Genomic DNA, 10,475 nt, shown 5'->3' with positions numbered 1-10,475 from the left:
AGGAATTCGTTTTTGAGTGAAGCTTCAAGATGGTGGGTCGTGCAGGATTCGAACCTGCGACCAATTGATTAAAAGTCAACTGCTCTACCGACTGAGCTAACGACCCATCTTGTGACTTCTCTCGGCAACGGCGGCATATATTACTGATTTCTCCGCGCAACGCAATGATTATTTTTTCAAATTACGTTTAGATGCCTATTAAACACTCAAAAACCCCGAAAATATATTAATACTGCCTTCCGGGGCCGATAATTACAACGCAGAAAGCTTTTTCTCAGCCAATTTAGCCGCATTCGAACCAGGATATTGTTTTACAACCTGCTGATAAACAGATTTAGCTTTATCCTTCTGGCCCTTGTCCTGCATGATCAAGCCAACTTTATACAACGACTCACCACTCTTTTGAGACTTGGGATAATTTTTCACCACCGTAGCAAAGTAGTAAGCAGCTTCGTCTTTCTTACCCTTGTTGTAATTAAGTTGACCTAACCAGTAATTCGCATTAGGCATATAACTCGACTTTGGGTAAGCCTTCACAAAGCTCTGAAAGGCAGTAATCGCTTTATCATATTCTTTGGTATTCACCGCCAAAGAAACGGCAGCATCATAATCACCCTTCTCGCTACCCGTACTTGTAGTTGAAGACGCCTGATTACCACTATGACTTGCAGTTGAAGATGCTGTATTGGTAGCAGATTGACTCTCCGCAGAATGGGTAGCGCCTTCCAGTTGCTGATAAATATCCTTCTGCCGCTCTATAACCTGATTAAGCTGATACTGATTCTCTTGAATCTGCCCACGGAGCATGTCGATATCACGTTGAGAATCGGCGAGTTGTTGCTGGAGCTGGGTTAACAGCTGACTGTGAGCGTTGGAAATACGCTCTAATTGGGTAAGGCGCTCATCGGGAGAACCCGAGCCGACATTACTGATTGGCGCTTGGGCAATAGCGGCCCAAGGAGCCGCTACGCCAACCAATAACGACAGACCCAAAAAATGACGTCTGAAGTTACTGTTCATGAATTACTCTTAGTATGCCAATACTGCGCGACGGTTTTTAGCATATGCTGCTTCTTCGTGGCCCAGTACAGCTGGTTTTTCTTTACCGTAAGAGACGATAGAGATCTGATCACCGGAAACACCTTTACCTTGCAGGTACATTTTCACTGCGTTAGCACGGCGTTCACCTAATGCGATGTTGTACTCAGGAGTACCACGTTCGTCAGCATGACCTTCTACAACAACTTTATAAGATGGGTTGCTACGCAGGAATGCTGCGTGAGCGTCTAACAGCTGAGAAAAATCTGAGCTGATATCGAATTTATCGAAACCAAAATATACGATGTTGCTGTTTTGCAGCTCTTGCATTTGCTGGCGAGCTAATTCTTCCGCTGACAGACCCACATTAGTTTCGTTAACAGTGCCTACACCAGACTGATCGTTATCAGCATTTTTATTAGAACTACACGCTGCTACAGCCATAACGGGTAAAGCTAACATCAGCCCTTTTAGCACTTTGTTCAGTTGCATCTCTTTGATCCTTTTAAAATTTGCCACACATATTATTATGCATCACAGATACGGCGACCAGGCAGGGAATTTTACCTGTCCATCAGTCGCCGGAAGACGCGCTTTGAAACGCCCGTCAGTCGAAACTAGCTGCAATACAGTCCCCAACCCTTGAGTGGAGCTATAAATCACCATAGTGCCGTTAGGTGCGATACTTGGTGTTTCATCCAGGAACGTATCCGTCAAAATTTGAACGGCTCCCGTTGCCAGATCTTGTTTAGCAATGTGCTGCTTACCACTCTCTGAGCTGACCATCACCACAAAACTACCGTCGGAACTAACATCAACATCCTGGTTTTGTGTGCCTTCCCAAGTGAGGCGTTGCGGAGCACCGCCATTAATATCAACTTTATATAACTGCGGACGACCACCCTGATCGGAGGTATAGACCAAAGTCTGGTTATCCGGCATCCAACTTGGCTCAGTATTGTTACTGCGGCCATCTGTGACCTGACGGATCTGAGCTGAAGCCAAGTCCATCACGTAAAGATTCAAACTACCCGATTTGGACAGGGCAAACGCCAACTTACTGCCATCAGGGGAAAATGCAGGCGCTCCGTTATGACGAGGAAAAGAAGCAACCTGACGTACTTCACCGCTGGCCAAGGTCTGAATAACCAAAGCGGAACGACCACTCTCAAAGGTCACATAAGCCAGTTTAGCGCCATCAGGAGACCATGCCGGTGACATCAATGGTTCTGGCGAACGGTGAACAGTGAACTGGTTGTAACCATCGTAATCGGATACACGCAGCTCATATGGATATTTGCCGCCATTCGTTTTCACAACATAAGCCAAGCGAGTACGGAATGCGCCTTTAATGCCAGTTAGCTTTTCAAATGCTTCATCACTGACTGTATGCGCCGCATAACGCAACCACTGCTTAGTCACTTTAAGCTGATTCTGAGCAAGAATAGTTCCCGGAGCGCCAGCGGTGTCAACCAACTGATAAGAAATCAGGAAACCACCATCCGCACTTGGCTGAATCTGCCCGACAATAACCGCATCAATCCCAAGGGCCGACCAAGCAGCAGGCGTCACCTCAGATGCAGTCGTCGGTTGCTGTGGCATACGGCTGGCGTCAATAGGATTAAATTTACCGCTGTTGCGAAGATCCGCTCCAACGATCGCACCTATCTCTTCAGGAGCACCACCCGCCCCAGTCCATTTAAATGGCACAACACCAATAGGACGTGCAGAATCAACACCCTGGGTGATTTCAATACGAACTTCTGCATTAGCAACAGCAGCCCACAACATCAAAATGCCCAGTACTACTTTAAAAGCCTGCTTCATCATCTCTCCCTTATCGCAGATGGAATGCCGCAATAATTCGCAGAATATTAACAAACGCCAACAAACAAAACCAGATAGCTTAATAACATTGAATGGTTTTGTTTATTATTAATAATCTCTATAAATAACAATCTTATTGAGGTTTGAAATCAATCGGCGCATTCTTAAACACTTCGTAAACCTCTTTACTTGGTGGTTTAGGAATTTTCGCTTGTTTAGCTGCGGCTACCGCTGCCTGACACAGTGCCTGATCCCCCCCTTCTGGTTTTATATCAATTAGCAAACCATCAGGAGCAAGCTTAATCCGTAATGTACACATACGCCCACGATACATACTTGGATCATAAAACTTATTCTGTATTGCTATCTGAATCTGCCCAAGATAGTTATTAATATCAGAATTTGAAGCACCACTTTTCTTACCGCCACCTTTACCCGCAGCGGAAGCACCACCCTGCTTTGGCGCATTAGAAGTTAAACCACCCAGTAAATCATCAACTTCACTTGCTTGTTTCGCGGCTTGTGCCGCCGCTTTTTTCTTAGCGTCAACTTCAGCTTTTGCCTTAGCTTTTGCATCTGCCTCAGCTTTGGCTTTAGCATCCGCTTCAGCCTTGGCTTTTGCTTTAGCCTCAACTTCTGCTTTGGCTTTCGCTTCTTCCGCCGCTTTTTGTTTAGCCGCAGCGGCGTCAGCTTCTTTCTTAGCTTCAGCTTCTGCTTTTTTCTGCGCCTCAGCCTGCTCTTTAATCAGTTTTTCTTTTTCAGCCTTAGCCTTTGCCGCAGCTTCTTCGGCCTGTTTTTGCTCTTCACGGGCTTTTGCTGCTGATTCTACAGCTTGCTTTTTCTGCTCTTCCGCAACCTGTTGCGCTTTAATCCGTTCTTCTTCTACCGCTTTCAGGCGCTCCTGCTCCTCAGCCTGTTTTTCTCTCAATTCGGCTGCTTGCTGCTCCGCTTTCTTGTTACGTAACTGTTCTGCACGTTTAGCATCAGCTTGCTGTTGCTGGTGTTGATTGTACTGCTGTACTACCGCATTCGGATCGACCATAACAGCGTCAATAACAGAACCATCCTGTCCGCCACCACCCATTTCAGTTTTTTGCGTCAGGGAACCCCAAATAAGTAATCCTATCAAAATAATATGCAACACAACCGAAACGATAACGGCGCGATTTAGTTTATTGTTTTGCCCGTTTGTCTTTCCCACGCTCAATATCCAAAATCTTTAAATAACAGCAACTGCCGGCCAGACTCAGATAGGCTGAGTCATTAAACCAACGGATTTCACACCGGCCTGATGTAACATGTTCAGTGCTTTAATAATCTCATCATAAGGTACTTCTTTCGAACCACCGATCAAGAAAACGGTTTTCGGGTTCTCTTTTATTCGGGCCTGCGCTTCAGCAATAATCTGTGGCTCAGGTAATAATTCCAGCCGTTCATGGTTAATTACCATGGTGTATTGACCAACACCAGAAACTTCTACGATTACCGGCGGGTTATCGGAGCTGGAAACCGTTTTGGAATCGACTGCATCCGGCAAATCAACTTCTACGCTCTGAGTGATAATCGGTGCTGTTGCCATAAAAATAAGCAACAAAACCAACAACACGTCCAGTAAGGGAACGATATTGATTTCGGATTTCAGCTCACGCTTGCGACTACGAGTGCGTGCCATAGCCTCTCCTCCCCTTACTATTTGTTTTCAGCTTTATTTTCAGCAGAGAAAGCCTGACGATGCAAAATAGCCAAAAACTCTTCCATAAAGTTATCGTAATTTTGCTCCAGCTTATTCACACGCTGATTCAGGCGGTTGTATGCCATAACAGCCGGAATAGCTGCAAATAAGCCAATCGCCGTTGCAATCAACGCTTCCGCAATACCCGGTGCTACCATTTGAAGAGTTGCCTGTTTTACCGCCCCTAATGCGATAAATGCATGCATAATCCCCCAAACTGTACCAAACAGGCCAATATACGGGCTGATTGAACCCACAGTACCCAAGAATGGAATATGGCTTTCCAGTGTTTCCAATTCACGGTTCATAGATATACGCATGGCACGTGAAGCACCTGTTACCACCGCTTCCGGCACATGGTTATTTGCATGGTGCAACCGGGCAAATTCTTTGAACCCAGAATAAAAAATTTGTTCCGTTCCTCCCAAAGAATCACGGCGAGACTGACTTTCCTTATACAAGCGTGATAATTCAATACCTGACCAGAATTTGTCCTCAAACGCTTCCGCTTCACGGGTTGCCGCATTGAGAATTTTGGTCCTTTGAATAATGATTGCCCATGAAGCAATGGAAAAGCAGATCAAAATAAGCATGATCAGCTGCACCAAAAGGCCCGCCTTTAGGAATAAATCAAGAATGTTCATGTCAGTCACTACTTAAACTCCGCGACAATAGACTTAGGAAGCGCAATCGGCTTCATTTGAGATGTATTCACGCAGGCGATTAAAACCTCTGCGCTGTTAAGAATTGTTCCGTTAACATCAACAATGCGTTGAATAAATGTCAAAGATGCTTTACGAATATCCGTAATTTCGCTCTCCACCTGCAACATATCATCAAGCCGGGCTGGGGCTCGGTAATCAACCACTATACGCCGAACAACAAATGCAATTTGCTCATCAAGTAAATGCTGCTGATGAATGCCATGCTGACGCAACATCTCTGTACGAGCTCTTTCATAAAAGGCGACATAACGGGCGTTATAAACTACCCCACCAGCATCTGTATCTTCGTAATAAACACGGACCGGCCAACGGAACAACGTATTACTCACTTTCAATCCTAAGTAAGGCGAATTAACGCTGCCACTATACTCAAGACCATGCAGCTTTGGAATAATGTGCAAATAAAAAATTTATTGGCTGAAAAGCCTATAACATACAGAATTAACTAATGGAAGAAGTAGTACAAGCCCCAAATCAACATTAAGAACGCAGGCAAAGGAAAGAAAAAGATACGCCAGACGATACTTCTTGGGTGAAAACCCGTTCCGAAAGTTACACCTGTGCACACAGCCCATCTTTAACCTCCAAAGGGTACTCCCGCCGACATCAGGTAGGAGGGGAATTTGGTCACAAACACAAGATGTACATGCAAAAGAAAGGCGGCATGTCGTGAACGATTAATTTTGTATTTTTGCATTGAAGTTAGCCGAAGGCACAGTAAATATAGAGAATAAACCGACTACACACTGAATGATAATGCTAATACTGAAAGACTACAAGTTCAGACTAGAGCCAACTGAAGAACAGTTGCCGCGTTTGCGGCAGTTATGCGGGTGTGCTCGTTTTGTCTGGAATCACGGACTTGAGGTAACAAAACCATTCTGGATTCTGGCGGAAAACTTCCCTCCGCGTTTGAACTAAACCGAATGCTCACGGGGTGGAAAAAAACACCGGAATACGCCTTCTTACAGGAAGCTTACACCGATAACCTTCAACAAAAACTGAAAGACTTACATGGGGCATGGAGGCGTTGCTTCGATAAAACACTGGCAGCGAAAGCGCCTGTAACGAAAAAATGACGGCAGGGATTCAATCCGGTTCGTCAATTTTGAAAAATATTGTCTCCTTGAAAATCGCAGAGTCAGACTTCCTTCTGGGCTCGGATGGATAAAGTTCCGGCAATCGCAGGAGGTGAACGGCAAAATCAAAAATGCTACTGTAAACGGCGCTCGTAACATGTTAGCCGCAGGACATGCCGTGCTTGCCTGTGGAGGGACGGAGCAATCAGGCCGCCCGTTGAAGCAGGAACCAGACGCAGAGCGATCAGCCGTCGCCCACTAACGGGGATCCCCCTCTTGAGTCACGAAGTGCGAAAGTGGGGGAGGATGTCAAATGAGTAAAATACCTTGCCATAAGTGCAATGAACTGGTGTTAGCCGCAAAACGAGCGGGATTCCAGAAGACACAAGAAGCAAGCACCAACGCCATAATAAGGATAAGGCCCCTTACAGGACCTTTATCCATTAGCTGATAGCATTTATCTATCAACATTATTTCTCACTATTTTCAGTGATTTTTTCCGCTTCATTATGCTCAAGTGCCAAGGCAGCGATTATAGCGAAACTACAAGCCAAGAGCGTTCCGAGAATCCAAGCAAAATACCACATGCTCTGTGCTCCTTAGTACAGTGAATGTTTGTTATTTTCAATAAAGCTTTTGTCCAAACGCCCAAACATTTTGTAATAACACCAAATGGTGTATCCCAGAATGATTGGGACAAAAATCAGCGCAACTACAAACATAACGCGCAGTGTCAATAGACTTGAAGTCGCATCCCACATTGTCAGGCTGACATTTGGATGAGTGACTGATGGCATAACAAAGGGGAACATCGTCACACCACAGGTCAAAATGATACAAGCAATGGTCAGTGAAGAGCACAGAAATGCCCATCCTGCTTTATTCATACGTGTCATCAATATCGTCAGCAGAGGAGAAACAACACCCAGAGCCGGTAACGCCCACAACCACGGATAGTGATTAAAGTTGGTCATCCAGGCACCCGCCTGATGAACAACTTCTTTATGCAATGGGTTAGACTGCCCCATAGTATCCAGGCCACCCGCCACAATATAGCCATCAATACCATAAATCAGCCATACACCGGCCAGCAGGAAAGCAACCATAGTCACCAGCGCACAGAGATAAGTTGCGGCACGGGAACGCAGACGCAGTTCACCAGTAGTACGCATTTGCAGATAAGTTGCCCCCTGAGTCACAATCATCATCAGGCTGATCACCCCCGCCAGCAAACCGTATGGATTGAGCAACCCGAAGAACGAACCGCTATAGAACAGGCGCAGTTGAGAATCAACGTTGAACGGCACCCCTTGTAACAGATTACCGAATGCCACACCGATAACTAATGGAGGAACAAAACTACCGACAAATATCCCCCAATCCCACATGTTACGCCACTTACGGCTTTCCAGTTTGGAACGGTAGTCAAAACCAACCGGACGGAAAAACAGCGCGGATAACACCAGGATCATAGCGACATAGAAACCAGAGAATGCGGCGGCATAAACCATTGGCCATGCGGCGAACAATGCCCCACCAGCAGTAATTAGCCAAACCTGATTACCATCCCAGTGAGGTGCTATTGAGTTAATCATGATGCGGCGTTCAGTATCGTTTTTACCAATGATGCGTAACAGAACACCCACGCCCATGTCAAAACCATCAGTTACCGCGAAACCGATTAGCAACACACCAATCAGCAGCCACCATATAAACCGTAGTACTTCATAATCAAACATAAGTGGACTCCCGTTTATTACTGAGCATCGTGCGCTGAAGTTGTTTTCTGTTCAAAATGGTAGCGGCCAGTATTCAGACTGCTTGGACCACGACGGGCGAATTTGAACATCAAAAACATTTCTGCGATCAGGAACAAGGTGTAAAGACCACAAATCAGCGCCATCGAGAACAGGATATCGCTGGCTGCCAAATTGGAACTCGCCACTGCCGTTGGCAAAACTTCACCAATCGCCCACGGCTGACGCCCATATTCAGCGACAAACCAACCTGATTCTATAGCAATCCACGGCAATGGAATGCTGTACAATGCTGCGCGCAGTAACCATTTTTGCTCACCAATACGGCCACGGATCACACTCCAAAACGCCAGACCAATCAACAGTAACATCAGGAAGCCAGCTGCAACCATGATACGGAACGCAAAATAGAGCGGAGCAACGCGAGGAATGGAATCTTTCGCAGCGGCTTTGATTTGCTCTTCGCTGGCATCAGTCACTTTGCTGGTATAACGTTTCAGCAACATGCCATAACCAAGATCTTGTTTACTTTCATTGAATGCAGTACGAACCGTCGGATCCGTGTTACCTGCACGCAATTCCTCCAACAGTTGATAAGCTTTCATACCATTACGGATACGCAGCTCATGCTGGTCCATCAAATCACGCAGACCAATGACCGGGGTATCGACAGAACGGGTTGCAATCAGGCCCATGAGATAAGGGATCTGAATAGCATATTTGTTTTCCATTTTATCCTGATCCGGGATACCTATCAGTGTAAAGGCTGCTGGCGGTGGCTGCGTTTCCCATTCAGCTTCAATTGCGGCCAGTTTAGTCTTCTGTACATCCCCCATTTCGTAACCGGATTCGTCACCCAGAACAATAACGGATAGCACAGCGGCGATACCAAAACTTGAAGCAATCGCAAATGAACGTTTAGCAAATGGAATATCACGACCTTTAAGCAGGTAATAAGAACTGATGCCAAGAACAAAAATCGCCCCTGTCACATAACCCGCCGCAACGGTATGAACAAATTTCACCTGAGCAACCGGGTTCAGTACCAATTCGGCAAAACTCACCATTTCCATACGCATGGTTTCAAAGTTGAAGTCAGACGCAATCGGGTTTTGCATCCAGCCATTAGCAACCAGAATCCAAAGTGCGGAGAAGTTAGAACCTAACGCAACCAGCCAGGTTACCGCCAAATGCTGCTTTTTACTGAGACGATCCCAACCGAAGAAGAACAAACCGACGAATGTGGACTCCAGAAAAAACGCCATCAGACCTTCGATCGCCAGAGGCGCGCCGAAAATATCACCGACGTAGTGAGAGAAGTATGACCAGTTAGTCCCGAACTGGAACTCCATAGTCAACCCTGTTGCGACACCCAGTGCAAAGTTAATACCAAATAATTTGCCCCAGAATTTTGTCATATCTTTGTAAATTTGTTTACCGGAGAGCACATATACCGTTTCCATAATCGCCAGCAAAAACGCCATACCAAGCGTTAGCGGAACGAACAGGAAGTGATACATTGCTGTTAAGGCAAACTGTAATCGTGACAGTTCGACAATATCAAACATCTTGACTCCTTGCTCCTAGCAGGAAGACACCGATTTGCGGCAACTTGACTTCGTACAAGAACCCATTCAGGGCTCTAAAACAAAAGCCTTATAACTACCAGCAATAAATGCCTCTAAAATAACAACTCATTATCAAGTAAATTAAAAACCTAATTAGACTAATAGTATAGTACGCTTATATTCCCATACAATAAATACGTTTTACGTGATTCAGATTAGAATTCTGAATATAAGTCAATAATTACAGTTATTGTTTAATGGAAACTCATTGATCAGGATCAATTTAAGCAAATTAGAAAAATAATGCTATAGTAATAAATTGATTTTATTAATTTTTTCTGGTTAGTGTTAACTACTCTGTCTATTATTTCATTTTGGTTGGCAAATTGTTAATTATTTGTTTATTTAGATAATTATTGATTTCTATATTGCTGTGAAATGATTTATGAAATTAACTTTTTATTTTCATTCTTAAGAAAATATTATTATTAACTTTGCATTAACAGTGAGATCACCACCATTTGGCTGTCATTCAGATAGCACAATGACACACAGCTCGAGAACTAAACTTCCCTCTTAACGACAGATCTCTTCAAACTGAGTGAAATGACTTAGTATCTTAAGTTACACAGCTCAACAATAATTGTGTAAAGATATTTTACACAACAGAAAAACTGCTCGTACCAGCAAGTAATGGCCGAACCGACTCCCACAGACTGGCTTTTTCAGGTTCGCACCAATCACCACCA

Annotated in this window: 13 protein-coding genes, 1 tRNA gene and 3 pseudogenes; 3 read left to right on the top strand and 14 right to left on the bottom strand. The window is 44.9% G+C overall.

Annotated features, from left to right (window positions below; all coding sequences use genetic code 11):
• Nucleotides 1-30 precede the first annotated feature (30 nt).
• From ACGF7G_RS18865 to ACGF7G_RS18820, 10 genes and pseudogenes are all read right to left on the bottom strand, one after another.
• A tRNA-Lys gene (locus ACGF7G_RS18865) sits at nt 31-106 on the bottom strand.
• A 146-nt stretch (nt 107-252) separates the two neighbouring features.
• Nucleotides 253-1,020, bottom strand: coding sequence for a cell division protein CpoB (cpoB, locus tag ACGF7G_RS18860; protein ID WP_387467532.1), 768 nt, complete (start codon nt 1,018-1,020; stop codon nt 253-255).
• A 9-nt stretch (nt 1,021-1,029) separates the two neighbouring features.
• Nucleotides 1,030-1,530 (bottom strand): peptidoglycan-associated lipoprotein Pal, encoded by a 501-nt coding sequence (gene pal, locus ACGF7G_RS18855; protein ID WP_387467530.1) that lies wholly within the window; start codon nt 1,528-1,530, stop codon nt 1,030-1,032.
• A 42-nt stretch (nt 1,531-1,572) separates the two neighbouring features.
• Nucleotides 1,573-2,865 (bottom strand): Tol-Pal system beta propeller repeat protein TolB, encoded by a 1,293-nt coding sequence (gene tolB, locus ACGF7G_RS18850; RefSeq protein WP_387467528.1) that lies wholly within the window; start codon nt 2,863-2,865, stop codon nt 1,573-1,575.
• 133 nt (nt 2,866-2,998) lie between these two features.
• Entirely contained in the window at nt 2,999-4,066 is a 1,068-nt protein-coding gene (gene tolA, locus ACGF7G_RS18845; RefSeq protein ID WP_387467526.1) for a cell envelope integrity protein TolA, read from the bottom strand.
• A 45-nt stretch (nt 4,067-4,111) separates the two neighbouring features.
• Nucleotides 4,112-4,537 (bottom strand): colicin uptake protein TolR, encoded by a 426-nt coding sequence (gene tolR, locus ACGF7G_RS18840; protein ID WP_023045408.1) that lies wholly within the window; start codon nt 4,535-4,537, stop codon nt 4,112-4,114.
• A 17-nt stretch (nt 4,538-4,554) separates the two neighbouring features.
• Complete coding sequence (gene tolQ / locus ACGF7G_RS18835) at nt 4,555-5,250, bottom strand: Tol-Pal system protein TolQ (RefSeq protein ID WP_133815111.1); 696 nt, start codon at nt 5,248-5,250, stop codon at nt 4,555-4,557.
• On the bottom strand, nt 5,250-5,651 hold the full coding sequence (gene ybgC / locus ACGF7G_RS18830) for a tol-pal system-associated acyl-CoA thioesterase (protein WP_133815112.1): 402 nt from the start codon (nt 5,649-5,651) through the stop codon (nt 5,250-5,252). Before ybgC ends, tolQ begins: the two co-directional genes overlap by 1 nt.
• A gap of 116 nt (nt 5,652-5,767) precedes the next feature.
• Entirely contained in the window at nt 5,768-5,890 is a 123-nt protein-coding gene (locus tag ACGF7G_RS18825) for a cyd operon YbgE family protein (RefSeq protein ID WP_387467523.1), read from the bottom strand.
• Nucleotides 5,891-5,941: 51 nt separating this feature from the next.
• Nucleotides 5,942-6,019 (bottom strand): annotated as a pseudogene (locus ACGF7G_RS18820) (IS200/IS605 family transposase); the annotation flags it as partial.
• Nucleotides 6,020-6,072: 53 nt separating this feature from the next.
• Between ACGF7G_RS18820 and ACGF7G_RS18815 the strand changes: the two are divergent.
• The 3 genes and pseudogenes from ACGF7G_RS18815 to ACGF7G_RS18805 all read left to right on the top strand — a co-directional run.
• Complete coding sequence (locus tag ACGF7G_RS18815; protein WP_387467522.1) at nt 6,073-6,243, top strand: helix-turn-helix domain-containing protein; 171 nt, start codon at nt 6,073-6,075, stop codon at nt 6,241-6,243.
• Nucleotides 6,244-6,248: 5 nt separating this feature from the next.
• Nucleotides 6,249-6,401, top strand: coding sequence for a hypothetical protein (locus ACGF7G_RS18810; protein ID WP_387467520.1), 153 nt, complete (start codon nt 6,249-6,251; stop codon nt 6,399-6,401).
• Nucleotides 6,402-6,510: 109 nt separating this feature from the next.
• Nucleotides 6,511-6,663 (top strand): annotated as a pseudogene (locus tag ACGF7G_RS18805) (RNA-guided endonuclease TnpB family protein); the annotation flags it as partial.
• 50 nt (nt 6,664-6,713) lie between these two features.
• On the opposite strand, the pseudogene ACGF7G_RS18800 reads toward ACGF7G_RS18805, so the two are convergent.
• The 4 genes and pseudogenes from ACGF7G_RS18800 to cydA form a co-directional block, all read right to left on the bottom strand.
• Nucleotides 6,714-6,872 (bottom strand): annotated as a pseudogene (locus ACGF7G_RS18800) (cyd operon YbgE family protein); the annotation flags it as partial.
• Nucleotides 6,872-6,988: a cytochrome bd-I oxidase subunit CydX gene (gene cydX, locus ACGF7G_RS18795; RefSeq protein ID WP_387467518.1), complete on the bottom strand. Its 117-nt coding sequence runs from the start codon at nt 6,986-6,988 to the stop codon at nt 6,872-6,874. The pseudogene ACGF7G_RS18800 and the gene cydX, both read right to left, overlap by 1 nt.
• Nucleotides 6,989-7,000: 12 nt before the next feature.
• Entirely contained in the window at nt 7,001-8,140 is a 1,140-nt protein-coding gene (gene cydB / locus ACGF7G_RS18790; RefSeq protein ID WP_387467516.1) for a cytochrome d ubiquinol oxidase subunit II, read from the bottom strand.
• Nucleotides 8,141-8,157: 17 nt separating this feature from the next.
• Nucleotides 8,158-9,726, bottom strand: coding sequence for a cytochrome ubiquinol oxidase subunit I (gene cydA / locus ACGF7G_RS18785; RefSeq protein WP_133815116.1), 1,569 nt, complete (start codon nt 9,724-9,726; stop codon nt 8,158-8,160).
• Nucleotides 9,727-10,475 lie beyond the last annotated feature (749 nt).

Origin of the sequence: Photorhabdus sp. RM323S (assembly GCF_042879375.1) — a bacterium.
GTDB classification, from domain to species: domain Bacteria; phylum Pseudomonadota; class Gammaproteobacteria; order Enterobacterales; family Enterobacteriaceae; genus Photorhabdus; species Photorhabdus tasmaniensis.
The sequence above is the reverse complement of the archived record's forward strand: the minus strand, read 5'-3'. Positions and strand labels throughout refer to the sequence as shown.

Coding starts and splice junctions, on each gene's coding strand:
- cydB (WP_387467516.1), bottom strand. CDS start 8,140: ATGTTTGATTATGAAGTACTACGGTTTATATGGTGGCTGCTGATTGGT.
- cydX (WP_387467518.1), bottom strand. CDS start 6,988: ATGTGGTATTTTGCTTGGATTCTCGGAACGCTCTTGGCTTGTAGTTTC.
- tolB (WP_387467528.1), bottom strand. CDS start 2,865: ATGAAGCAGGCTTTTAAAGTAGTACTGGGCATTTTGATGTTGTGGGCT.
- pal (WP_387467530.1), bottom strand. CDS start 1,530: ATGCAACTGAACAAAGTGCTAAAAGGGCTGATGTTAGCTTTACCCGTT.
- ACGF7G_RS18815 (WP_387467522.1), top strand. CDS start 6,073: ATGATAATGCTAATACTGAAAGACTACAAGTTCAGACTAGAGCCAACT.
- cpoB (WP_387467532.1), bottom strand. CDS start 1,020: ATGAACAGTAACTTCAGACGTCATTTTTTGGGTCTGTCGTTATTGGTT.
- tolR (WP_023045408.1), bottom strand. CDS start 4,537: ATGGCACGCACTCGTAGTCGCAAGCGTGAGCTGAAATCCGAAATCAAT.
- ACGF7G_RS18810 (WP_387467520.1), top strand. CDS start 6,249: ATGCTCACGGGGTGGAAAAAAACACCGGAATACGCCTTCTTACAGGAA.
- cydA (WP_133815116.1), bottom strand. CDS start 9,726: ATGTTTGATATTGTCGAACTGTCACGATTACAGTTTGCCTTAACAGCA.